Here is a 23,741-nt window from a genome sequence, read left to right as displayed (position 1 = left end):
TCTTCAGCTGGTCTGACGAGGGCGGTCAGGGCTACTTTTCGTCTGGCCCGAGGTCGGGGCCGGACACAAAGCGGACGTCGCGGGTAGTGCTGCCCTGAAGTTCCAGGACCGCCAGGACATTGCTGCCCTTCCGGATCAGCGGCCCCGGCACGTACAGCGTGCGCTGCGGTCCGCGGCTCCAGTAGCGGCCCAGGTTAAAGCCATTGACGTAGGCGTTGCCCTTCGTCCAGCCGTCCAGCCGCAGGTACCTGTCGCCCGGTCCGTCCGCGTCGAAGGGAGCAAAGGACAGTGACGGTCCGGCCACGCCTCCGGACCCGCGCAGGTCTTTGGCCAGCTCCGCAAGCGGGGTGGCGTCCAGATTCGCCAGTTCCAGCGGCCGGATCTGCCATCCTGTGAGCTCTTCGCCGTCGAGGACTGCCGGCCCGGTGAGTCCTTTCGATTCGCCGATCCGCGGCCCGTAGTTCACCCGCCCCTGGTCCTCCACCAGGACCTGCAGGAGCCCTCCCCGGGGGACCACTATGGAGCGTTCGGCCAGTTCACGGCTGAGTGTGCCCAGCGGGAACCCGTCGAGGAAGAACTGCGCCCGGTCACGGACCTCCCCGAAGGTGAGGACGCCGCCGCGGTCAAGGGACCGTTCGTAGAGGCAGAAGCCGCGGTATTTTCCGGTGGCCTCGCTGGCCGGGACAGGACCTGCAATACGCTGCGGGGAACCGAGGGCATCCACCACGCTGAGCAGCGGGACACTGGAGCCTATGGTGACCACAGACTCCGGCAGGACCGGCCGGACTGCCGGGACCTCTGCCGGAACAGGGAAGTGCTTGGCGATGACGTCCCGGAACGCGAAGTACTTGGCCGCCGGATAGCCGTCTTCGGACAGCGGCGCGTCGTAGTCGTAGGACGTGATGCTGGGTTCGTAGATGCCTTTGTCGTTGGCGCCGTTGGTGAAGCCGAAGTTCGTGCCCCCGTGGAACATGTAGATGTTCACCGACGCACCAGCGGACAGCAGCGCATCGAGCTCGGCGGCGGAAGCAGCGGCGTCAGTGGTGTGGTGGTGCGTGCCCCAGTTGTCGAACCAGCCGTTCCAGAACTCGGCGCACATCAGCGGGCCTGTGGGCTGCCGCTCGCGCAGAAACCCAAGGCGCTCCGGCGAACGTGAACCAAACGTCCCGGTCTTGTGCAGTTCGGGCAGTGAACCGTCCTCGATCATGCGGCCGAAAGGCTGGTCGCAGGTGAACAGCGGGATGTCCACGCCGTGGCGTTTCACCAGGTCCACCAGGTGCTGCAGGTACGCCTTGTCCTTGCCGTAGGCGCCGTATTCATTTTCGATCTGCAGCAGGATGACCGGCCCGCCGCGCGTGACCTGTCGCTCCACCACGATGGGCAGCAGGGAATCGAAATAGGAGCCGACGGCGGCGAGGTAGCCGGGTTCACTGCTGCGGACGCCCACGGTGGGGTCGCTGAACAGCCACGCCGGCAGCCCGCCGTTGTCCCATTCGGCGCAGATATACGGTCCCGGCCGGACGATGGCCCGCATGCCCGCGGCGTCCACGAGGTCCAGGAACCGGCCCAAGTCCAGCCGCCCCCCGGCACGGAACGTCCCCGGCTCGGGGGAGTGCTCGTTCCACGGCACGTAGGTCTCGATGGTATTCAGTCCCATCAGCCGGGCCTTCCGGATGCGGTCCTCCCACAGGTCCGGATGGACCCGGAAATAGTGGATGGCGCCGGAGAGGATCCGGAAGGGCTCGTCGTTCAGCAGGTAGTCGTGATCGCCGATGGCAAAGGTATCCATGGGTTCCTTGGGATTCGCAGGGCGGGGCCAGGGAGGTTAGAGCAGGGGACTGCCGTCAGTCCTGGCGCAGGACGGCGTGGAACGCGAACGCGGCGTTACTCCACACCACAAACAGGAGCGGCGCCGGTGCCAGGGCCACGCCCAGCACCGGCTGGAGCAGCGCGGCCGAGGCGATGATGCCGAGCAGAACCAGCATGGCCAGGCTCAGGTACCAGCGCTGGACGCACAGGTAGAGCGATGCCTTGGCCAGGCTCTTGAGCCTGGCGCCGGGGAGAAGTACGACGCCGGCAATCACCAGCACGGACACCGTCACCGTGGCAGCCGCGGCCACCACGATGACGGGAACCAGCACCGCTGCCGCCGGCATCGACTGGACAGCGACGAGGTCTACGCCGAGGAACAGCAGCAGTGCAACCGCTGCCAGCCCCAGCGGCGCGGTGCGCCGGAAGCTGCGCACATAACCCCGGAGGAAGGAGGCAAACGGCTTGACCGCGCCGCCGTCGTCGTTCAGTGCCTGGAACGCGGCGAACAGGCCGGCGAGCGACGGCGGCACAGTCACCGAAAGCGCCAGGAAAAACGGCCACGAGGCCATGGGATCGGCCACGAGGGCGAGGCAAAACACCAGCGGGGCGTTGGCCAGGGCAAGCAACACATTCCCGGCGAGGAATGTGTAAACGAACCCGAAGATGCTCCCGAAAGTTTCAAACCCCGGGCCTGCCCAGCGGCGCGGCTTCTGCCCTGCCAAGGAGGTCATCCCTTCATCCCGCTCGTCGCGATGCCCTGGATGAAGTAACGCTGGCCCACCAGGAAGATGATCAGGATCGGGATCACCGAGATGACGGACCCGGTCATGATCATGGCGTATTCGGCGTCGAACTGTCCCACGAAGGACCGCAGGCCCAGCTGTACTGTCCACAGCCGGTTGGACGTCAGGTAGATGAACGGGCCCATGTAGTCGTTCCAGGTGTTGACGAAGGTCAGCAGCGCCAGGCTGGCGAGGGCGGGCTTGGACAGGGGCAGGATCACCCTGGCCCAGATGCCGTACTCGCTCAGGCCATCGATGCGGGCGGCCTCGCACAGTTCATCGGGGATGGTCATGTAGTACTGGCGCATCAGGAACACCCCGAACGCGCCGAAGGCCTGCAACAGGATCAGGGCGTTGAAGCTGTTGGTCAGCCCCAGCTGCTGCATCATGATGTACTGCGGCACCATGTAGGCCTGCCACGGCACGGCGATGGTGCCGATATACGCCAGGAACAGTACGTCCCGGCCCGGGAAGCGGACCTTCGAGAAGCCGTAGGCGGCGAGGGACCCGGTGAGGACCTGCAGGCAGGTGATGATCACGGCAAGGTAGAGCGAGTTCTGCAGGTAGCCCATCATGGGGATGCGGGTCCAGATCTCCGTGTAGTTGCTCCACACGAACTCCGAGGGGATCCACTGGATGGGGACGGTGAGGACCTGGTTGTTCTCCTTCAGGGAGGAGGACAGCATCCAGATGAACGGCACCAGCAGCGCCAGGACCAGCACCGCCAGGACGGCGTAGATGACGGCGTCGGTGGTCCGCGCTTTCCGTTCGCGGGTGGACCGCCCGCGGGGTGCCGGCGGCGCCGCGAGGGCGGCGCCGGCCCGGAAAGGAGCCTCGGCCTTGAGGTCTTCGGCCATGTTGGTCATCAGCGTTCCCTCCGCTGTTGGAGCTTGAATTGCAGGACGGTGACCGTCAGGACGATGACGAACAGAACCAGCGAAATGGCCGACGAGTAGCCGAACTTCCCTTCGCCGATGCCCTCCTGGTAGATGAGTTGGGACAGTACGGTGGTGGCGCGTCCCGGCCCGCCATTGGTCATGACCACGATCAGGTCAAAGACCTTGAAGCTGGACACGGTCAGCATGACCACCACAAAGAACGTGGTGGGCCGCAGCGACGGCAGGGTGACGTTCCAGAACCGCTGCCAGGGGCTGGCGCCATCCACCTCGGCGGCTTCGTAGAGTTCGGCGGGGATGGCCTGGAGCCCGGCTAAGTACAGGACCATGTAGTAGCCCATATCCCGCCACACACTGGTGATGATTACGGCGGGCATGGCCCAGTCGGAACTGGACGTCCAGCCCGGTGCCTCGGCGATGCCGACGGCGTGCAGGAACTGGTTGATGGGGCCGGTGTCCGGGCTGAAGAGCATGTTCCAGACGACGGCGACGGCCACCAGGGAGGTGATGTAGGGGAAGAAGATGGCCACCCGGAAGAAGCCGATGCCCTTGAGCTTCCGGTTCAGGAGCAGGGCCAGGACCAGGGCGAGGGCCATGGTCAGCGGGACGTGTCCCAGGGCGTAGACCACCGTGTTGCGCAGGGCCACCCAGAAGGTGTCACTCTGCACCATCCGCTGGAAGTTTGCCAGACCTACCCAGCGCGGGGCGCTGAACGAGGTCCACTCCATAAAGGACAGGGCGAAGGCGGCGAGGACGGGGATCAGCGTGAAGGCCAGGAAGCCCAGGAAGTTCGGAAGGATGAACGTCCAGCCGATCAGCGTGTTGCGCCGTGCCTGCTTCCGGTTGCCCCGGCTGTGGACAGCCGGGGCCCTCTTGAGTGTCTCTGTAGTCACTGGCCCAGGACTTCGCTCTTGACCCGCTTGTCCATTTCAGCGATGCCGTCAGCCACGGAGCGCTCGCCGACCATGATGAGGTCGTGCTCCTGGTTGAGGATCTTGTCGGTCGCCGCGGACTTGTCGCTTACGGGCATTTCGAGGGCAGTCCGGTCAGGGGTGAAGGCCTTCTTGGACAGTTCATCGGTGGGGAGGCCATCCAGCGTGAAGTAGGCGTCCGTCACCGCGTCATTCTGCAAGGCCGGAACGACGCCGATCTTGGAGATCACCTTGGCGCCCTCTTCACCGGCGGCCCACTTGATGAACTTCTTGGCTTCATCCGAATGGGAGGCGTTCTTGTTCACGGCGAACGCCGTGGGGGATCCGAACGTGGTGACATCGCCGCCGGACTTCTTCTGCGGCATCGGGGCCAGGCCCCAGTTGACGTTGGTCTTGCCGTCCTTCTTGGCCTGCAGGATCCCCGCGATGTACCAGGTGCCCATCGGCATCATGGCTGCCTGGCCGGTTTCGAACATGGTGCGGTAGCTGGTCTTCTGGCTCTTGGCCGTGCCGAACTCCAGGGCGGCGCCGCTCTTCTGCAGGTCCAGGGCGGTGTTGTACTGGTCCTCGAAGAAGCCGTAATCGCCGCCGATCAGGTCGCCGTCGTTCTGGGCTGCGGAAATGGCCTGGATGACGGAGCGCCAGATGTGGTGGTAGGTGCCGTAGACGGTCTTGCCGTCGGCGCCCTTGGTGGTGAGCTTCTGGGCAAGGGCGGCGTATTCGTCCCAGCTGAGGTCCGCGGGATCCTCCACCCCGGCGGCCTTGAAGAGGTCCTTGTTGTAGTAGAGGAGCCAGAAGTCCTGCCGGTAGGGGGCGGCGAAGTACTTGCCGTCGACGTCGAACGCGTCCAGGCCGGCGAGGTTGCCCTTGTCGAGCGTGTCCACCACGCTGTTGATCTCCTGGAGCTGGCCGTTGCTGGCGTACCGGGAGTAGTCGATGACGTTCTTCATGGTCAGGACGTCGGTGGTGTCGCCGCCCGCCAGCATGGTGGTGACCTTCTGCGGATAGTCATCGGCGAGGATGTCCACCGGTTCGATGTCCACGTTGGGGTTGGCGGCTTCGTAGCCGTCGAACAGGGCCTTGAACTCCGGTGTTCCTTCGTAGTTCCATACCGATACGGTCAGGCGGGTCTTGCCGTTCTGGGCCTGCGGCTCCGCCGGTCCGGCGGCTCCTGCGCAACCGGTCATGCCAAGCCCGGCCGTTACGGCCAGGGCAATCGCGGCGAGGGTTGTGCGCTTCATTGCGTTCTCCTTAGGTGAGTGTTAAGTCTGCCGCACGCGCGGCGTTTTGGTGGGGGTCAGGCGCTGAGTGAAAGGTCCTCGTGGACCACCTGGGCGAGGAGTTCCTGCCCGGTCAGGTACCGTTCAAGGTCATCCAGGGCAGCGTCGGACATGCGCCGGGTTTCCGTTCCCAGGGAGCCGGCGATGTGCGGGGTGATGACCACGTTGGGGAGGTCATAGAGGACGGAGTCCCGCGGCAGCGGCTCGGGTTCCGTGACATCGAGGAGGGCGTGGATCCGGCCCGTGGCACACTCAACCTCAAGTGCACTGGTGTCCACCAGCGATCCGCGGGCCGTATTGATAAGGGTTGAGTGGTCCTTCATGGCCCGAAGCTCAGGAGCCCCGATCATGTGCCGGGTTTCGGGCAGCGAGGGTGCGTGGACTGACACGATGTCCGAGGCCGGAAGGAGTTCCGCCAGCGGAACGAGCCGCCCGCCGGCTGCCTCGACGGCGAGCGGGTCAGCGTGCGGATCGCTCACGAGGACGGTGACGTCCTGCAGTTGCTGGACGAGCTGGACCACCCTGCGCCCGATCCGGGAAAAACCGATCACGCCGATGACCCGCCCGATGTTGCCGAGTTCGCCACGCTGCGTGGAATAGCTCCAGTCTTCACGGTGCGTGCGGGCATCGTTAGCGAGGACGTGGGCCTTTTTGCCCGCAAGGACGATGGAGGCGAAGGTGAACTCGGCGACGGGGATGGCGTTTGCGTCCGCGCCGTTGGTGACCAGGATGCCGCGTTCCCACAGCTTGTCGCTGGCGAAGCTGCGGACCGTGCCGGCGCAGTGGAAGACTGCACGCAGTTTGGGCATCCGCTCAAGCCGCTCGGAAGTGAGCAGCGGAACTCCCCAGCTGGTGAGCAGGATTTCCACGTCTGCCAGCCGCGGGGCGAGGTCCGGGGAGTCCAGCGAATCCGTCCACGGCTCTCCACCCAGGTCAACGAGTCCGGCGAGCCGCTGCAGGCGTGTGGAATCGAATTGATCTGCAAAGGTTCCGCTATTCATGACCAGCAGCGCCTTGGGTTTGGGTGACATCAGGGAATCCTCCTTTCAGGTTTCTTGGTGTTGCCCTCGGGGGCGATTTCATGTCTTGCATCACATCTAACAATCAGTAGATACTCATAAACAAGACAGATCAATCACCTCGTTCAGCTTCGATCTAAAACGATCTAACTCGAACATCCGAGAAGAGTCTTCAATGAATCCACCACCTGCCGGCGGCACGCCGTCCATGGCCCTGGGCGTCCGCCCTCTCGCCTCCGCCTGGGGAACGAACGCATCCCCTTCCGGCCTTGCAGACCTGCTGGCCGGCGGCCTGTCCGGACTCCGCGTCCGTCCGCTGGGCGATGCCGCCTGGCTCGGCGTCAGCGAGGCGGCCTCCTCCGGTCTGGCCGCCCAGGCGCGGACGGAGCAGGGGGCAGCCTGGCCGCAGCCCCTGGTATCGCACTACGCCCGCTACTTCCGGGACGGCAACCGCACCGCCTACGAAGGGCTGGTGGGGGCGCGGCAGCAGCGGCTGACGCGTGCCGTTGCGATGGCCCTGCTCTCCGGACGGGACGGCGGAATGGTTGCCGGCGGCGGCGCCGCCGGGGACGGAGCCGACGCCGAGTGGCTGGACGAGGTGGTCGACGGCGTCTACCTGCTCTGCGAACAGAGCTCGTGGAGCTGGGCTGCGCACGACGACGTCTTCAGCCGCAGCGGCGAGGTGGTGCCGGACAAGTCCCGGCCGTACCTGGATCTCGGCGCCGGCGAAGTCGCCGCGCAGCTCGCGTGGACGGATTACGTGCTGGGCGACTCCCTGGATGCCAGGGCGCCCGGCCTGCGCCGCCGGATCCGGCAGGAAACCCAGGAACGTGTCATCACCCCCTTCCTCGGCCGGAAGGACTGGCACTGGCTCGGGCTGGACGGGGACGTCCACAACTGGAACCCGTGGATCCACACCAACCTGATTGCCGCAGCGCTGTTCCTGGTGGACGATCCCCAACTCCAGGCAGCCACCGTAGCCCGCTGCATCGAGGGCCTGGACCGTTTCCTCGCCTCCCTGCCCGCCGACGGAGCCATCGATGAGGGCTTCGCCTACTGGTGGAACGGGGCAGGCAGGGCGCTGGAGGGCCTCGCACTGCTGGAGGAAGCCACCAACGGGGCGCTCGACGTCGACCTCCCCGTGGTCCGCCAGCTCGTCGCTTTTCCGCACCGGATGCACCTGGGCGGAAGCTGGTTCCTCAACGTTGCCGACGGTCCGGCCCGGGCGGCCAGCGGTCTGCCGTGGGACATGCTGCACCGATGGGCGCTGCGCCTCGACGACCGTGACGCCGCCGGACATGCAGAGTCCTTCGTCTCCGGCCAGCCGGTGGCGACGGCGGGACTGGGCCGGGTGCTGCACGCGCTCCTGCGGGGGACGGAAACCCGCGGCGCCGAAGCATGCGGTCACGCGCCGCTGGTGCCGTTTACCTACCTTCCGTCGGTGCAGATCATGGTGGCCCGCGAAACCGCCGGCACGGACCAGGGCCTGCTGCTCGCCGCGAAGGGCGGGCACAACGGGGAGCACCACAACCACCGCGACGTCGGCTCCCTGGTGGTTGCCGTCGACGGCGTTCCGTTGCTGGTGGACGCCGGCCAGCCCACCTACACGGCGAAGACCTTCAGCCCGGACCGGTACGAAATCCGGGCAATGCAAAGCGCCTGGCACAGCGTTCCCGCGCCGTTCGGCCTGGAGCAGGGCACCGGAAGGGACTTCGCGGCTGGCGTCCTGCAGGCGCCCAGCCCCGGCAAACCAACACTCAGGCTGGCGCTTGGAGCGGCGTACGGAATGCGCCCGGAGCAGTGGATCCGCACATCATCCCTGAACCGGGAGGACAGGCGGGTGGTCGTCGCTGACCGCTGGGATCTTCCGGAGGTGCCGGCCGGGGGAACGCCCGACGTCGACATCACCTACCTCGCTGCCGGCACCCTCCGCCTCGGTGAAGAGGGCTCAGCCACCATCCTGCCGGACGGCATCCCCACCGCAGGGAACGGCAGCGGGCTCCGCCTGCGCTGGGAGCCGGGCGCCGCCGTCGTCCTGGTGGATGAATGGCTGCTGGATGACCCCCTGCTGTCCGATGTGTGGGGCGCACGGCTGACGCGCCTGCGCTTCCGCCTGCCCGAAGAACACCGCCCAGCCGGCACATTCACCCTGACAGTGGAGGCAACACCATGAGCCCTGAACAACCATCCGAAGGTGCCGGGAAATCCCTGTTCTCGCTCCAGCGCCGCGAGCGGCTGATGGAGGAGCTGCGCGCCCACGGAGCCATCACGGTCCGCGGCATTGCGGCAAAGCTGGGCGTCAGCGAGCTGACCATCCGGCGGGACGTCAACCTGTTGGCTGATGAGGGCCTGGTGTCGCGGGTCCACGGGGGAGCCACGCTGCCCAGCCCGCTGGACCGGTCGGCGACGGCTGCCCGGACCCCGCAGCACAGCTACTCGATCGGCATGGTTGTGCCGTCCCTGGACTACTACTGGCCGCAGGTCATCAGCGGCGCGAGGGCAGAGGCCGAGATGCAGAACCTTCGGATCCTGGTGCGCGGCTCGGCCTATGACGCCGCCGACAACCGGCGGCAGGTCCAGGCCCTGCTCGACACCCAAAACATCGACGGCCTGATCGTCGCCCCGGACATGACCGGCGAAAAAGGGCAGGAGCTGCTCCGCTGGCTCAACGCGCTGCCCATTCCGGTGGTGCTGGCTGAACGGCGCTCTCCCGTGGAAAACCCGGCGCACCGCCTCGAATGGGTTGCCACGGACCACGCGTTCGGCGCCGGCATGGCGGTCCGGCACCTGTGGCAGGAGGGCCACCGGCAGATCGGCTGCCTCACCGATTCCGCCAGCCCCACCAGCCCGCACGTGGTGCGCGGCTGGCGGCAGGCGATGGCAGCCCTGAAGATCCCGGTGGAGGCCTCCGTCCATCAGGATTCGGCCAAGCTGGACAACGGCGACCGGGCAGCACACTTCGACCACGTCCTGGAGCTCTGCAAAAAGACCGGGACCACGGCCATGCTGGTCCATTCGGACACCCAGGCGGTGGCTTTTGTGCAGCATTGCGTGGACAAGGGACTCCAGGTTCCAGGCGACATGGCCATCGTTGGATACGACGACGAAGTGGCCTACCTCGCCGAGCCCGCCATCTCGGCCGTCCGCCCGCCCAAACAGTACGTGGGGAAGGTTGCCGTCCAGCTCATGGCTGCGCGCCTCGCGGAGGGACGCACGCGGCCGGTGCACCGGATTGAACTGAACCCGGAACTGATCCTGCGCGAGTCATCCGTCGGTGCGCCGCGGGTCCCGGCGTCCGGCGTGCTCCAGGAATCCCTGTGACGGCGGGCAGGCCGGCGGCTCCGCGGGCGCTGCTCCTGAGCGGCGTCGGCCGGTACGCGGACCTCTGGCACCCGTTCGCGGAGACGTCCGCGGCCTTGGCGGACCTGCTGGAGGAGGCGGGGTTCGCCGTCGAGCTGGCGGACGGCGTCGACGCTGCCCTGGCAGGACTGGCCTCCGGCGCCGGGCTGCCGGACCTGCTCGTGGTGAACGTGGGGCTTCCGCGCGATGACCGGCCCTCGCCCGCGACCCCCGAAGCCACGGCCGGGCTGCGGCGCTGGCTGGCGGACGGGCGTCCGCTGCTGGTGAGCCATGTCAGTTCCACCAGCTTCATCGATGCCCCTGAGTGGGAAACCGGACTGGGCGGCCGCTGGATCCGCGGGACCTCGATGCATCCCGAGTACGGGCCGGCGGCGATCCGCGTCCTTCCGGAATCCGGCGCCCTGGCGGAGGGCATCCAGGACTTCGAGCTGCCGGACGAACGCTACAGCTACCTCCGGACAGCGCCCGGCATCACCGTCCATGCCACCCATACGCACGAGGACCGCGAGCATCCGGTGATGTGGTCCCTGGACCGCCGGCCGGGACGCACCTTCTACGACGCCCTGGGCCATGACGCCGCCTCCTACGACTCGCCCGAGCATCGCGAACTCCTGCTCCGTGCCATCGCCTGGCTCACCGCCGGCTAGGCTTCCTGACCGCCAGCCCTCCAACCCTGAGGACCCCATGCCATCCACAGCGACCCCGTTTGCCCTGACCCTGCCCGCCCTGGACCGCGGGCTTTCGCCGCACACCGGCCTGACCCGCGGGCACTGGTGCGCCTACGCCGACTACCTGCTCCGCTCGGCCCAGCGCTACGGCACCGATGACCACGCCAACATCCACCTGCCCGGCGCCAACAGCGCCTATGGCCCGCGCAGTGACTCGCTCGAAGCCTTCGCCCGGACCTTCCTGCTGGCCTCCTTCCGGATCGCCGGCGACCCGCAGGGAACAGGGTGGATCGCAGACTGGTACGCGAAGGGCCTGGACGCCGGCACCAACCCCGGGAACCCGGACCGCTGGCCCACGCCCGGCGAATTGGGCCAGGCAAAGGTGGAGGCGGCGTCGTTGGCCGTGGGGCTGGCGCTGACCCGGGACGTGCTGTGGGACAAGCTCCCGCAGCGGGTCCAGGAGCAACTGGTCGCGTGGTTCGAAACCGTGATTGGTGAGGAGTACCCGCCCATCAACTGGGTCTGGTTCCAGATTGTGGTGGAGACCTTCCTGGCCAGCGTCGGCGGGCGCTTTTCGGACGAGGACATCGACTCCGGCCTGGCCACCCACGATTCGCTCTACCGCGGCCACGGCTGGTTCGCCGACGGCCCCGAGCGCGCCTACGACCACTACGTGGGCTGGGCCTTCCAGGTCTACCCGCAGCTCTGGGCGCTGATGGCGCCGGATGATCCCCGGGTCAAGGCCCGGAAAGAGCTCGACGGCGAACGGCTCGCCGACTTCCTGGACGACGCCGCATACCTTGTGGGCGGCAACGGGGCCCCGCTGATCCAGGGCCGCAGCCTCATCTACCGCTTCGCAGCGGCGGCGCCCTTCTGGGTGGGCGAGCTCTCCGGCCATACCCGGCTGTCCCCCGGGATGGGCCGGCGCGCGGCCTCCGGCATGCTGGACTATTTCGCCCGCCACGGATCCATCACCGATGAGGGCCTGCTCTCGATCGGCTGGCACGGCGAGTTCGCCGGAATGAAGCAGTCCTACTCCGGTGCAGGCTCGCCGTACTGGGCCGCCAAGGGCTTCCTGGGCCTGGCGCTGCCGGCGGACCACCGGGTGTGGACCGCCGTCGAGGAGCCCTTGCCCGTGGAAACCGGCGACACCCAGCGGCTGATCGCGGCGCCCGGCTGGCAGGTGGACGGAACAGCGTCCGACGGCGTGGTCCGGATCCGCAACCACGGCACGGACCACGCCAACGCGGGAGCCGCGGTGGCCGATTCCCCGCTGTACGCCCGGCTGGGATACTCCACGCACACGTTCCCGGACCTTGAGCCGGAATCCCTGGACAACGCCGTCGTGCTGGTTGACGCCGGGGCACGGCCCACGCACCGTACGGGCTTTGAATTCCTGGGCCAGAAGGACCTGGGCGGCGTCCTGGCCGGCGCCTCCCGTGCCACCGTCAACTGGATCGAGATTGATCCCGACGGCGGCCCGGACCACGGCAGCGGGGCCAGGGGCACGGCGACCCCCGGGCCGGAAGTCACCGTGGTCTCGCTGACGCGCCGTGCCGTGGAGCTCAGGCTGGTCCGGGTCCGCGGCACGTCCTCCACAGCGCCCGCGCGGCTGCGGATCGGTGGCTGGCCCGTGGATGCCGAGTCCCCGGTGGCCAGCGAAATCCGTCCCCTTGCCGGCTGGGGCTCACCCCTGGACGACGCCGGAACCTGGCGCCGGGAGGCCCCGCACCCGATGGGGGAGCGGCTCACTATTCCCTGGATTGGCACGTCCGGCGCGGCGAACGACGGCGACTACGCCGCCGTCGTCGTCCTCGCCGGCGCGGGAAGCGCTGAAGCCGGCGCCGTCCGGTTTGTCCCGGCCGACGGCGGCCCTGGCCCCGGCGGACGCTTCGAGTTCGCGGACGGGACCACCGTCGACGCCGCCGCCGTTTGGGAGGGACTTACAAGCGCCTAGCTCGCGGCGTCGTACCCGAACTCGCGGAGCTCCTGCGGGCACCGGCAGGCAACCGCGATCTTCCTCGCCCATTCGACCGCGTCTTCCCGCGTCGGCAGCTCCAGCACGGTGAATCCGCCCTTGAGTTCGGAGCCCGGGTAGATCTCGGTGCCCACCGACCCGTCGGCGGAGACCAGCACGGGAGCGATGTCCTCCGCGATCCCGCCGCCGAACACGTAGACGCCCGCAGCCTTCGCCTCCTCGATCACAGCGTGGGATTCTGCAACGACGGCCGGGAACTCCTCGGCGGTGACCACCATGGCGTCGCTCGGGAAGGAGATGAGGTATTTGGTCATGTCCTACGCCTCCCCGAACCAGTCCCTGGCAGGGTTGCTCACGGCCGGGACCGAGCGGTGCAGTCCGGGCTGCGCGGCCCAGCGCACGCCGTTTGCGAGGACCCGCTGGATCTGCGGGTGGTGGTACACGGGGTATTCCTGGTCGCCCGGGCTGAAGTAGAAGATCCTGCCCATGCCCCGGGTGAACGTGACCCCGGAACGGAACACCTCGCCGCCGGCGAACGAGCTGATGAAAATCAGGTCGTCGGGGTCGGGAATGTCGAACAGCTCGCCGTACATCTCCTGCTCGGGGATGACGATGGGGCTGTCCACACCTTCGGCGATGGGGTGGGAGGGCTTGACGGTCCACACCAGCTCGCGTTCGCCCTCGTTCCGCCACGCCAGCGAGCAGCTGGTGCCCAGCAGCCGGGTGAACACCTTGGCGAAATGCCCCGAATGGAGCACGATCAGCCCCATCCCGCCCAGGACGTGCCGGTGGACGCGTTCGACGACGGCCTCGGTCACCTCGGCGTGTGCCATGTGGCCCCACCACAGCAGCACGTCGGTGTCGGCGAGGATCTCCTCGTCGAGGCCGTGTTCATCGTCGGTGGCCAGGACCGCCGTCGTGATCTCCGCTTCCGGATAGAAGGAGCGCAGGCCGGCCGCGATGGCGCCGTGGATGCCGTCAGGGTAGATCTCCCCGATGTGGGACGGCTCATTGAGTGCCTCGTGGACGCCCTCGTTCCAGACCCGGATCCTCAGTTTGTCGTTCATTAGAGACGAACCTCCCTCTGTTCGCGTGCCGACTGGTAGCACGCATCGATAATTTGGGCGCGGTAGAGGGCCAGCGAGCCATCATGTTCGCCCCAGGCCGCGGCACCGTCCCGGACGGCCGTGACGAAGTCTTCCACCACACCATCGTGCGCCCGGCCAGGGAGCGCAGCCGGCACGTAGTCGGCGTTTTCGCCGTCTTTTTCCGTGAACACCCTCAGCTGGCCAACGGGGGCAAAAGGAGCGCCCTGCACTTTCAGTTCGGCTCCGCCGTCGGTCCCGTAGACCGTAAAGTCCAGCAGGTCGTCCGTCTCCCGGTAGGTCGCCCAGCCCGCCTCGATCAGCAGCGTGGCGCCGCCCTCAAGGCGCAGGAACGCGGACGCGAAGTCTTCCACCTCGAACGCGTGGCTGGTGGCCATCGCGGTGTAGCGGTCGTTGCCGCCGCGGCCGCGGGGGCCCAGCTCTGAATGCGTGGTGGCGGACACTGCCACGACCTTTGGTTCGCCCAGCAGGTGCAGGGCGTAGTCGAGGGCATGGACGCCGATGTCGGCAAGCGGCCCGCCGCCTGCGAGTTCGGGGTTGGTGAACCAGCTCCCCAGCATGGGAATGCCGGAGCGGCGCAGCCAGGAAGCCTTGGCGTAGTACGGGCGGCCCACGCCGCCGTCGTCGATCACTTCCTTGAGCGCCTGGATGTCACCGCGGCGGCGGTGGTTGAAGGCGATGTCCAGGACGCGCCCGGCCTTGCGGGCGGCGTCTACCATGGCCTGGCCTTCGACGGCGTTGCGCGCGATTGGCTTCTCGCTCAGCACGTGCAGGCCGCGCTCGAGGGCGGCGATGGCGATGGGTGCATGCAGGAAGGTGGGCACTGCGACGCTGACCGCGTCCAGGCCGCCGTGCTCCAGCATCTCTTCCCAGCCGGCGAAGGCGTTCGGGATCGAGTATTCGGCCTGCAGGGATTCGCGGAGCTCCTGTTCCATCCCTGCCAGCGACACGATGCGGACGCCTTCCAGGGAATCGTAGGCCTTCAGGTGCTGCTGTCCCGCCCAGCCAATGCCGACGACGCCCACCCTCAGTTCTCCGGCTTGTGGTTCCTTCAGGGAAGCGGCCTGCTGTCCCGGGGACTGCTCGTTGCTCACGGATGTTTCCTTTTCTTCTGTTGTTGCGGACATGGTTGGCTGGGTTTAGCCCTTGACCGCGCCGGCGGTCATGCCGGAAACGATGCGCTTCTGGCATACCAGGACGAGGATGACCAGCGGGACCGTGATGATCACCGACGCGGCACTGATGGTGCCCAATGGCTGGTCAAACTCGCTGGTTCCGCTGAAGAACGCGATCGCCACCGGGACCGGACGGGCCTCGGGGGAAGTGGTGAGGGTGACGGCAAGCAGGAATTCGTTCCACACCGAGATGAACACGAGGATCGCCGTGGTGGCAAGACCCGGAACAGCCAGCGGCAGGATGACCTTCCGGAAGGCGGTGAACGGCGTGGCCCCGTCCATGTACGCCGATTCCTCCAGCTCACGCGGGATCTCCTTGAAGAAGGATGTCAGCGTGTAGATCGCCAGCGGCAACGCAAAGGTCAGCTTCGGGATGATGAGGCCCAGCAGCGTGTCGTACAGGCCGATTTCGCGCCAGATCGAGAACATCGGGGCCGCGATGGCGATGGCCGGGAAGGTGGTGACCGAGAGGATCAGGGTCAGGATCAGGGCTTTGCGGCGCATCTTGAGCCTGGCCAGGGCATAGGCGGCGAAAGAAGCGAACACCAGCGCCACGGTGGTGGTGACGACGGCGATGATCACCGAGTTGCGCAGGGCCAGGAGGAACTCCGGGTTCTGGAACACCGCCAGGTAGTTCTCGAAGGTGGGTTGGCTCGGGAACAGTTCGCCCTTGGACAGGCTCACGCCCTTCTTCAGGGAGGTGTTGACCAGCCAGTAGAACGGTATGAGCGAGAATCCCATCACGGCAAAGACGAAGACCCACACGACCGGGTGCAGCTTCTCCTCGCCGCGAAGCCTGCGCCTGGGTGACCTGCGCTTTGGTGACCTGCCGGGGGCGGCGGGTCCCGCCGTCGTGCGCTGTGCAGTCAGGGTGCTCATTGTTCCTCCTTGGCGACTTCACGGATGTTGCCGCCGGCGAAGCGGATGTAGACCACCGAAACGGCCATGACGGTGAGGAAGGTCAGGATGGACAGCGCCGATCCTTCGCCCACCAGGCGGTTCTCGCGCAGCTGGGTGTAGGCCAGCATCGACATGGACTCGGTGCCGTTGGCGCCGCGGGTGAGCACAAACGGCAGGTCGAAGACGCGCAGGGCGTCCATAGTGCGGAAGATCGCCGCGAGGACGATTGCCGGGCGCAGCAGCGGCAGGGTGATATTTACGAATGTCTGCCATTTGCCGGCGCCGTCGAGTTCTGCGGCCTCGTAGGTCTCGGCTGAGATGACCTGCAGGCCGGCCAGGATGATGAGTGCGGCGAAGGGCGTCGTTTTCCAGACGTCGGCAAGGACGATCACGGCCATCGCGTAGCCGTGCTCGCCGAGCCAGACGACATCGCCGCCGGGCAGGCCAAGCGTCGAAAGGACGTTGGTGACCAGGCCCAGGTTGGGCTGGAACATCGTTTCCCAGGTGATGGCGCTGACCACGGTCACCACCGCGTAGGGCAGCAGGACCACGGTGCGCAGGAGGGCGCGGCCTTTGAAGGCGAGGTTGAGCAGCAGTGCCATGGCAGTGCCGAGCACCAGCTCGAGGGAGACCGAAAGTCCTGCGAAGAGGAAGGTCTGGCCGAAGGCTGCCCACCAGTGCGGCCCGCTGAGGGCCGTGATGTAGTTGTCCAGGCCGACGAACCGGGACAGGCCGGCGGTGCGGACGCTGTACTGGTTCAGGGACAGCCAGAGCGCGTAGCCGATGGGGACAGCTGCGACCAGGGCCATGAGCACGAGGGACGGAGCGGTCATCCGGACCGCGAGCCGCCGCTCCGCCCGGTCGCGGACGTTCACGCCGCGGCTGTTCACCCCGCTGCTGTTCACCCCGCGGCCGGGGGAGAGGAACTTGGTTGCCATGGTCAGAAGCTCGCCTTTGCGGTGGTGATCTCTTCGGCCATCGTCTTCACGGCGTCCTCGGTGGAGGCAGCGCCGGAGAGGACGGCATAGACGTTTTTGTAGATCGCCTGCGAGATCTGCGGGTAGACCGGGGAGATCGGGCGCGGCTTGGCGCCCTTGACGGAGGCGAGCAGTTCGGTGGCGAACGGCATCTTCGCCAGGACGGCGGCGTCGGAGTAGGCAGCCTCGTTGACCGGGGCCTGCGAGAAGTCCATGGCCACGTGCTTCTGCCAGTCCGGGGTGGTGGCGAAGTCGATGAATGCCACGGCTCCGGCCTGGTTCGTCGAGTGGGCCGAGATGGCCAGGTTCCAGCCGCCCAGGACGCCGGAGGCCTTGCCGCCTTCCCAGGCCGGAAGCGGAGCCACACCGAAGGTGCCTGCCAGCGGGCTGGCGTTGAGCAGGCGGTAGACGTGCGGCCAGTTGCGCTGGTAGCCGTAGTTGCCGGACTCGTAGGCAAGCCGCCCCGGGTCCTCGTTGTAGGTCAGCACGGCACGCTCCGCCGAGCCGTCCTTGAGGCCCTGGTTCATAAAGTCGAGCACCTCACGGGTCTCCGGTGAGTCGATGGCGACCTCACCCTGGGCGTCCAGCACCTCGCCGCCGGCGCTGTAGAGCATCTCCAGGAAATTCACGGTGAGGCCCTCGTACTGTTTGCCCTGGTAGACAAAGCTGTTGCCCGGAGCCTTCGCTGCCTCCGCGTAGAGCTGCTGCCAGGTCTCCGGCTTGGCCACCTTGTCCTTCTGGTAATACACGAGCCCCGCGTTGGTGAAGAACGGCGAAGCCCAGTATTTGTCGTCGTACTTTGCGGTCTCCACGGTGGAGGGGATGAGCCGGTCCTTGTTGGCCTCGACGAGCCTGGTCTGGTCCAGGAGCCAGCCCTGGGAGGCGAATTCGGAGGTCCAGATGACGTCGGTGAGGAAGATGTCGCATTCGGTGGACTTGCCCTCGAGCCGCTGCACGGCCTGCGTGCGGGCCTCGTCGGTGGTCGCCCCGATCTCGGTGTACTTGGCGGTGACCTTGCCGTTCGCCGCAGTGAAGGCATCGGCAGTGCCCTTGTAGATGCCGGAGGCGTCCTTGCCGCCGCAGATGTTGATGCTGCCGGTGGCGTTGGCCGCCGACGCCGGATCGGCGGCCGCCGCGTTGTCGGCGCCCTGGGGCGCTGCTCCGCCGCCGCATCCGCTCAGCATCAGGCCCGTCGCCAGGGCCGCAGCCGCGATAACAGCGGGTCGTGGGGAAGTCAGTCGAATCAAGTCCACAAATGGCTCCTTTGCCTTGCCGGCGTCTTTTCGAGTTCTCTTGTCATTCAATTGGAATCGATTCCAAATTGAAGGCAAAATGCTCCCCGTGGAAGTTTGGAATCGATTCCAAAGTAGTGTGACAGCCGCCACGCCGGGGTGTCAACCCCCGTCTTAGGTCCTGGTCGAGTCCCGCACCACGAGTTCATGCGGGAGGAAGGTCCGGCCGCGGCGGTGCGGGCCGGGCACCGTCATCCGTGCGAGGAGCTCCTCGAAGGCCAGCCGCCCCATGTCATACGCCGGCTGCCTGATCGTGGTCAGCTCGGGCACGCACATTTCCGCCTGCACTGAGTCGTCAAAGCCCGCCACCGCGATGTCGTCGGGCACCCGCAGGCCGGCGTCGGTGATTTCCCGGACGCAGCCGGCGGCGACGGTATCACTGCCGCAGAACACGGCGTCGGGAAGGGGGTCTGCCGTCAGCAGTTTCCTGGTGAGGCGGCGCCCCGTGTGGAAGTCGAACTCGCCTTCGACGAACAGCATCTGCTCCGGAAACATGCCCGCTTCGGCGGCTGCCCGGCGGAAGCCTTCCTCGCGCAGCCGGCCGGAACGGGCGGCCCTGTTGCCGATCATCGCCAAACGGCGGCCGCCCGTCTCAATGAGGTGCCGCGTGATGTCGAAGGCTGCCTGCCGGTCGTCGATGGATACGCCGAATGCCGCCTCGGAATCGGCGATTTCGCAGATCTGGACAACGCTGAGCTGCTCTGCCATGTCGTTGACATCTTCATCCGGCATCGTTGGCGAAAACATGATCAGCCCGTCCACGGATCCGTTCCGCAGCATGTCCACCAGCTGCTGTTCCCGTTCCAGGTTCCCGGCCGTCGGGGCGATGAGGCTGACGTAGCCCGATGATGCCGCGGCGTCGCCGACGCCCCGGAAGGCTTCGCTGATGATGGGCGAGTTCAGGTTTTTGGCGAGGGCCAGGATGCGCATGGTCCGGTCCCGGCGCAGGTCGCGAGCGGAGGCGAGGGGCCGGTAATTGAGCTGGCGGATGGCCGCTGTGACCTTTTCCTTGCTGGACTCGCTGACGGCCGGGCTTTTGTTCAGGACACGTGACACCGTCCCGACTGACACTCCTGCCGTCTTAGCGACGTCCTGGACTGTCGCTCGCGCCATTCGGTTGTCCTTCCGCGACCAGCGCCTCTGGTCCTTGCCGCCATGCCGTGCCGTGCTGCGGCCGGTTTTTCCCCAGCATAGCCGCCCGCCGGCCGGGGACCGGATCGAAAAGAACCGAAGGCCGGTTAGGCGCCGGCGGTCTCCATGACCGGCTCGCCGTTGAAGTACTCAAGCTGCCAGCCGTCAACGGCGTGGTGGTGGGCGAGGTTGAGGGCAGCGTTCTCGACGCTCTGCAGGGTGCGGCCGATGGCGCGGCCGAGGCTCACGCGCAGGAGCGTGCCGTGGGCAACCACCAGGACTCGGCGGCCGCGGAACTCCTCGGCCAGCGCTTCGAGCGCGGTCAACCCGCGGGAGGCTGCCTCGTCGTCGCTTTCGGCGCCGCGGAAGCCGCCGGGAATGCGCAGGGCGTCCAGTTCGGGGCCGGCCTGCAGGCCCTCCGCGGGCCCGAAGCTGCGCTCTGTGAGCTCCGGAATGCGGCGGGCAACGCTCAGCCCGAGTCCGGCGGCAATCAGATCTGCGGTCTCCGCGGCACGGCTCAGCGGCGAGGAGACGATCGCGTCCCATTCGTGGGCGGACACCACGGCGACGGCGTCGCGCGCCTGGCCGCGGCCGACGTCGTTCAGTGGAATATCGGTGGCACCCTGCAGCCTGCGCTGCGCATTCCAGTCTGTCTGGCCATGGCGGATGAGGGCGAAGGTTGTGAGGGTCATGCCCTCCATTCTCCCCGACGTGGGGCGGGCTCCGGAAACTGCGGCGTCGTCCTACGACGCCACAGCCGTTGCAGCACCCGCGGTTCCGGTGCTGCAACGGCCGTGCCTGCGGTTCCCGCAGGGAGCCTGAGGTGCCCTTACATCAGCTTCTATTTTGAAGCGAAGTAGCTGACGCATTCCCCTTCGGAGGCGAACCCGGGCTCAACGTTGGTGGCCCAGCCGCCGTTCGCGCAGGCGGCCTTTCCGCTCACGAAGGCCACCGTGTAGTTCTTCGTGGTGCCGTCAGGGGCGGTCACCGTGACCGCCGCCGGGTGGCCAGCCGTTGCCTGGACGATGGAAACCACCGCGTTGGTGTCCAGCGGGTATGCGGCCACGGTTGGTGCCGCCGCCGACGTCGTCAGCACCGTGTAGCCGGTGGTTCCGGCCGCGAAGCCGGCCACTGACTTCTGCCCCACCAGGAGGCGGCCAAGATCGGCAAGCCCGGCCTCACCCAGGCGCGATCCTGCGATGGCCACCTCGGACACCTTGGTGTAGGAGCCCGGAGTTGCCAGCGCCACCCGGATGCCGCGCGTGGTGACGGGGCTGAAGGACACCTTGGACGGCGCGGCCGTGCCCAGGCCGGTGACGGTTCCCGCCGTCGTGTCCTTCCACTCGCCGGCTGCATCCTGGTACTGGACCGTGAGGCTCTGCGCCGCCTTTTCGGCGAGTGTCACGGTCACGGAGTCCACCGTGTAGTCGCGGCTGAAGGCGTAGCTCAGGGTGTCGCCGCTGCGGCCTCCGCTGACCCAGTTCGACCAGCGGGTCGAGGCGTTGCCGTCGCACGTGTTCTTGGCGATGTACGAGCCTTCGGTGTAGCTGGCAGTGACACTGGTGGTGGTGTCGTCCTTGCAGATGTGGCTGCTGGGGACGCGGTCCACCATGAGGACCGTCAGCTGCGCGTCGAGCGGCTTGTCACCGTCGACGCCAGTGGCTGCCTTGCCCCGCACGGTGGCGGTTCCGGCGGCCTGCAACGCAGCAGGATCAAAAGCGCTCCAGTCCCAGGTGACAGCGAGGCTGTTCCTTGCCGTTCCGGTGCCGATCTGCCCCGGCACGGTTGCCGGTGCCGCAGCCTGGACCTCGGCGAGTGTTGCTCCGGTGCCCACCGTGGCGGATACGGGGTCGGTGGCCGTGTACTTTCCGACTGTCACGGTGACCTTGGCGCCGTTGAAGACCTGGCCATACACGTCGGTGCCGGTACCGCCAATGGTTACCGTGCCACGTTTCTTCCAGGCGGCGGGGTCAACGGCGTCCCACTGGACCGGCACGGGCCGGCCTTCACCCTTTTTGTACAGCGGCGTGACGGTGGCGGGAAGGGAGGGCACGACGCCGATGGGCGTGCTGAGATCCACCGGCTTTGTACCGAGCAGCGCCAGGTCCGCGAGGTCCGTGAATCCCCAGGACTGGTGGGCGCTGCCGGATGCGGTGGCCGTGGTGCCGGTGGAGGAGCCGAGTGCGACGGCCGTTCCGGCCGCAGTCTGGTTCCCCGAAACCTGCAGGGCGATGGCCGCGGCGGCGTTGACCAGGGACCACTGCCTGCCGTTTTCGGTGGTCACGATCCACTGCGCGGAGGGGGCGGTTTTGGCCTGCTCCAGGCCCATGGCCGCCAGGGCCGCGGCTCCCGACTGGCTCGCATTCAGCACGCCGCCGTTGCCGGTCAGCACGCGCCCGTCCCTGTTGGTGACCACCCAGCGGCGGTCGTTGGCGTACTCATCGCCGCTGTCCACGGCGTGGAACGTCCACAGTTGCGGGGTGACCTCCGCCGCCGTCGTTCCCAGCTCCTGGATGGAGGCTGATCCGTCTGCGCGGCCGGTGAGGTATTTGCCGCTGGCATCGCCGGTGAGGTGGTAGCTGTGGCCGTCCTTGACCGGTGCGGCGTCCTCCGCAACCCCGCTGACGCCGTCGACGACGAATGTCACCACGGAGGCGGCGGGAACCTCAAGCGTCGCGGACTTCGCCGCGGCGTCGACGGCGACCGGGGCGCCCTTGACGAGCGCGTTGCGTTCGATGTCATCGAGTGGGGATTTGGTGGTCACCACCGGCGTGACGGTGGCGCCGGGCGCGATGGCGCCGAAGCGGCTGAGGTCGATGGTGACCCTTTCCGCCGTCGGGGTGTCGTTGAAGTGCACCAGCGTGGCGCCGTTGCCGTCAGCGTCCAGGGCGCTCGCGGTCTTGGCGTTGTCGTTCTGGATGAGGAAGTCCCCGGGCCGGATGTAGTGCGTGAAGTTCCGGGTGGTGTTGTACTTCTGGTTGGTCAGGACGCGGCACTTTGCCTGATCTTCGGACACGCCGTCGTTGAGCCGGCGGTTGGAGTAGCCCGCGCGGCCTTCGTAGTTGCAGTCGAAGTCGACGTAGATGGAGCCCCAGCCCTTGTCGCCCTTTTCCTGCTTGTAGGTGTCCTCCACGGGCTGCCAGAAGACCCAGGCGTCGGGCTCGAGCTCGCGGAGGTCGTTCACCATGCGGCCGGCGATGCCCAGGCCGTTGGTGATGTTGGAGCGGTCCCAGCCGCTGGTGGAGTCGCCGAGCGTCGGGTTGCCGGGCCAGAATCCGCCCACTTCGCTCATCCAGAGTGGCTTGTCCGTGGAGTTCGCCAGGTCGCGGACCCGGCGGCGGTCATTGGTGCCGTAGGTGTGGACGTTGAGCTGGGCGACGGCGTCCTTCGCCGCCTGGCTGTAGCCGTTCCAGTTGGTCATGAACTTGGTGGGATCGGTCTCGTCCATCGCGGAGATGACGGCGTCCGTGGTGGTGCTGTGCTTGGCGAGTTCGGCGGCGAGCAGTTTGGTGACCCGGTCCTGGGCCGCCGGGTAGATCAGGGCGCCCTCCTGCTTCTGCGTGTAGCTGGTGGGCGGTTTCCCGGTTGCCGGGTCGATCGCCGTCCCCCAGTACCCGGAGTTGGGTTCGTTGAACGGATCGATGGTGTCCACGGTGATGCCGCTGCCGGTCTCCAGGAGTTCGACGGCGTGCTTCATGTAGGCGGCGAACTTGGCTTCGGCCTGGGGCAACAGGTTTTCACCCTTGTTGGAGTTGACCTGGCCGGAGACGTAGCCGCTTTTGGTCATGAACCAGGGCGGGGAGTTGCTGAATGCCTCCCAGTGGGTGATCTGCTGGTCAGCGGCCAGCCGTTCCACCCACCAGCGCTGGTTCTGGTCGGCGTCGGGGTTGTAGGACGCGGGATCGTCCGGGTTCCACTGGTTCAGGAACGCCAGCTTGTTCGCCTGGGCCGGATCCACGGAGCCGTCCGGGTTGTAGAGGTCCGACGCGGCCGTGCCTGCTGCGGGCGCGGTAACCGGCTTCCACCAGCCTTCCACGGCGCTGCCGTCGTTGAGGTAGTCGGGCACGTCCGAAGCGTTTCCGCCGCCCACGTTGTAGCGGGCGATGTTGAGGTTCAGCCCGTCCTCTCCGAAGACCTTCTGGTACAGCTCTTCACGCAGCTCGGGGGAGTAGCCCGCCGTCGCGTTGGCGAACCAGACAAGGCTGGTGCCCCATCCTTCGAACGCCTCGCCGCGGCTGGCAGGGTTCGGGGTGATGGTCACCGGGGTTGCTCCGTCTGCTGCTGCCGGGGGTGCGGCCGGCAGCATCGCCAGCCCTGCCGCGGCGGTAACGGCCGCTGCCAGGGCGGCCACCGGCCTTCGGATTCTTCGTGCGGAAAACGCCATTGTTATACCTCGTGGTCTCGGGGGAGCGGTGCTGATCCGGAAAGCCGGG

At 67.2% G+C, this 23,741-nt stretch carries 20 protein-coding genes; 5 read left to right on the top strand and 15 right to left on the bottom strand.

The features are described 5' to 3' along the window. Window positions 1-31 precede the first annotated feature (31 nt). The 6 genes from J2X42_RS04825 to J2X42_RS04800 are packed head-to-tail and all read right to left on the bottom strand — an operon-like array spanning window position 32 to window position 6,733. On the bottom strand, window positions 32-1,789 hold the full coding sequence (locus J2X42_RS04825; protein WP_310162758.1) for a beta-galactosidase: 1,758 nt from the start codon (window positions 1,787-1,789) through the stop codon (window positions 32-34). A 55-nt stretch (window positions 1,790-1,844) separates the two neighbouring features. Further along, entirely contained in the window at window positions 1,845-2,543 is a 699-nt protein-coding gene (locus J2X42_RS04820; protein WP_310162755.1) for a hypothetical protein, read from the bottom strand. Next, complete coding sequence (locus tag J2X42_RS04815; RefSeq protein ID WP_310162753.1) at window positions 2,540-3,460, bottom strand: carbohydrate ABC transporter permease; 921 nt, start codon at window positions 3,458-3,460, stop codon at window positions 2,540-2,542. Before J2X42_RS04815 ends, J2X42_RS04820 begins: the two co-directional genes overlap by 4 nt. After that, a complete protein-coding gene (locus tag J2X42_RS04810) occupies window positions 3,460-4,383 on the bottom strand; it encodes a sugar ABC transporter permease (protein WP_310162751.1) in 924 nt (307 codons plus the stop codon). Before J2X42_RS04810 ends, J2X42_RS04815 begins: the two co-directional genes overlap by 1 nt. Next, on the bottom strand, window positions 4,380-5,663 hold the full coding sequence (locus tag J2X42_RS04805) for a sugar ABC transporter substrate-binding protein (protein WP_310162750.1): 1,284 nt from the start codon (window positions 5,661-5,663) through the stop codon (window positions 4,380-4,382). The genes J2X42_RS04810 and J2X42_RS04805 overlap by 4 nt, the downstream gene beginning before the upstream one ends. Window positions 5,664-5,719: 56 nt before the next feature. Further along, a complete protein-coding gene (locus J2X42_RS04800; protein ID WP_310162749.1) occupies window positions 5,720-6,733 on the bottom strand; it encodes a hydroxyacid dehydrogenase in 1,014 nt (337 codons plus the stop codon). 163 nt (window positions 6,734-6,896) lie between these two features. On the opposite strand from J2X42_RS04800, the gene J2X42_RS04795 reads away from it, so the two are divergent. From J2X42_RS04795 to J2X42_RS04780, 4 genes are read left to right on the top strand one after another with little or no spacing between them, the layout of a single operon-like run. Then, window positions 6,897-8,894, top strand: a complete 1,998-nt coding sequence (locus J2X42_RS04795) for a heparinase II/III family protein (RefSeq protein ID WP_310162748.1) — start codon at window positions 6,897-6,899, stop codon at window positions 8,892-8,894. Continuing rightward, entirely contained in the window at window positions 8,891-10,042 is a 1,152-nt protein-coding gene (locus tag J2X42_RS04790) for a substrate-binding domain-containing protein (protein WP_310162746.1), read from the top strand. The genes J2X42_RS04795 and J2X42_RS04790 overlap by 4 nt, the downstream gene beginning before the upstream one ends. Next, window positions 10,039-10,728 carry a ThuA domain-containing protein gene (locus J2X42_RS04785; protein ID WP_310162745.1) on the top strand — a complete coding sequence of 230 codons (690 nt, stop codon included), beginning with the start codon at window positions 10,039-10,041 and terminating at the stop codon, window positions 10,726-10,728. The genes J2X42_RS04790 and J2X42_RS04785 overlap by 4 nt, the downstream gene beginning before the upstream one ends. A 37-nt stretch (window positions 10,729-10,765) precedes the next feature. Next, window positions 10,766-12,706 (top strand): DUF2264 domain-containing protein, encoded by a 1,941-nt coding sequence (locus J2X42_RS04780; RefSeq protein WP_310162743.1) that lies wholly within the window; start codon window positions 10,766-10,768, stop codon window positions 12,704-12,706. Here J2X42_RS04780 and J2X42_RS04775 read toward each other — a convergent pair. From J2X42_RS04775 to J2X42_RS04740, 8 genes are all read right to left on the bottom strand, one after another. Then, entirely contained in the window at window positions 12,703-13,041 is a 339-nt protein-coding gene (locus J2X42_RS04775; RefSeq protein WP_310162741.1) for a transcription initiation protein, read from the bottom strand. The genes J2X42_RS04780 and J2X42_RS04775 overlap by 4 nt on opposite strands. Window positions 13,042-13,044: 3 nt before the next feature. Then, window positions 13,045-13,794, bottom strand: a complete 750-nt coding sequence (locus J2X42_RS04770; RefSeq protein WP_310162739.1) for a ThuA domain-containing protein — start codon at window positions 13,792-13,794, stop codon at window positions 13,045-13,047. Beyond that, on the bottom strand, window positions 13,794-14,927 hold the full coding sequence (locus J2X42_RS04765; protein ID WP_310162736.1) for a Gfo/Idh/MocA family oxidoreductase: 1,134 nt from the start codon (window positions 14,925-14,927) through the stop codon (window positions 13,794-13,796). Before J2X42_RS04765 ends, J2X42_RS04770 begins: the two co-directional genes overlap by 1 nt. A 45-nt stretch (window positions 14,928-14,972) precedes the next feature. After that, the gene (locus tag J2X42_RS04760; RefSeq protein ID WP_310162733.1) at window positions 14,973-15,887 is read right to left on the bottom strand and encodes a carbohydrate ABC transporter permease; all 915 of its coding nucleotides are present in this window, start codon (window positions 15,885-15,887) and stop codon (window positions 14,973-14,975) included. Continuing rightward, window positions 15,884-16,846: a sugar ABC transporter permease gene (locus J2X42_RS04755; RefSeq protein ID WP_310162730.1), complete on the bottom strand. Its 963-nt coding sequence runs from the start codon at window positions 16,844-16,846 to the stop codon at window positions 15,884-15,886. The genes J2X42_RS04760 and J2X42_RS04755 overlap by 4 nt, the downstream gene beginning before the upstream one ends. A 2-nt stretch (window positions 16,847-16,848) precedes the next feature. Continuing rightward, a complete protein-coding gene (locus tag J2X42_RS04750) occupies window positions 16,849-18,138 on the bottom strand; it encodes an ABC transporter substrate-binding protein (RefSeq protein ID WP_310162728.1) in 1,290 nt (429 codons plus the stop codon). Window positions 18,139-18,291: 153 nt separating this feature from the next. After that, a complete protein-coding gene (locus J2X42_RS04745; RefSeq protein WP_310162726.1) occupies window positions 18,292-19,290 on the bottom strand; it encodes a LacI family DNA-binding transcriptional regulator in 999 nt (332 codons plus the stop codon). 125 nt (window positions 19,291-19,415) lie between these two features. After that, window positions 19,416-20,000 (bottom strand): histidine phosphatase family protein, encoded by a 585-nt coding sequence (locus J2X42_RS04740; RefSeq protein WP_310162724.1) that lies wholly within the window; start codon window positions 19,998-20,000, stop codon window positions 19,416-19,418. On the opposite strand from J2X42_RS04740, the gene J2X42_RS04735 reads away from it, so the two are divergent. Beyond that, window positions 19,999-20,130 (top strand): hypothetical protein, encoded by a 132-nt coding sequence (locus J2X42_RS04735; RefSeq protein ID WP_310162722.1) that lies wholly within the window; start codon window positions 19,999-20,001, stop codon window positions 20,128-20,130. The two genes, J2X42_RS04740 and J2X42_RS04735, sit on opposite strands and share 2 nt — an antisense overlap. A 19-nt stretch (window positions 20,131-20,149) precedes the next feature. Here J2X42_RS04735 and J2X42_RS04730 read toward each other — a convergent pair whose 3' ends face one another. Continuing rightward, entirely contained in the window at window positions 20,150-23,692 is a 3,543-nt protein-coding gene (locus J2X42_RS04730; protein ID WP_310162719.1) for a discoidin domain-containing protein, read from the bottom strand. Window positions 23,693-23,741 lie beyond the last annotated feature (49 nt).

The organism is Arthrobacter sp. BE255 (assembly GCF_031457335.1).
Classification (GTDB): Bacteria; Actinomycetota; Actinomycetes; order Actinomycetales; family Micrococcaceae; genus Arthrobacter.
The sequence above is the reverse complement of the archived record's forward strand: the minus strand, read 5'-3'. Positions and strand labels throughout refer to the sequence as shown.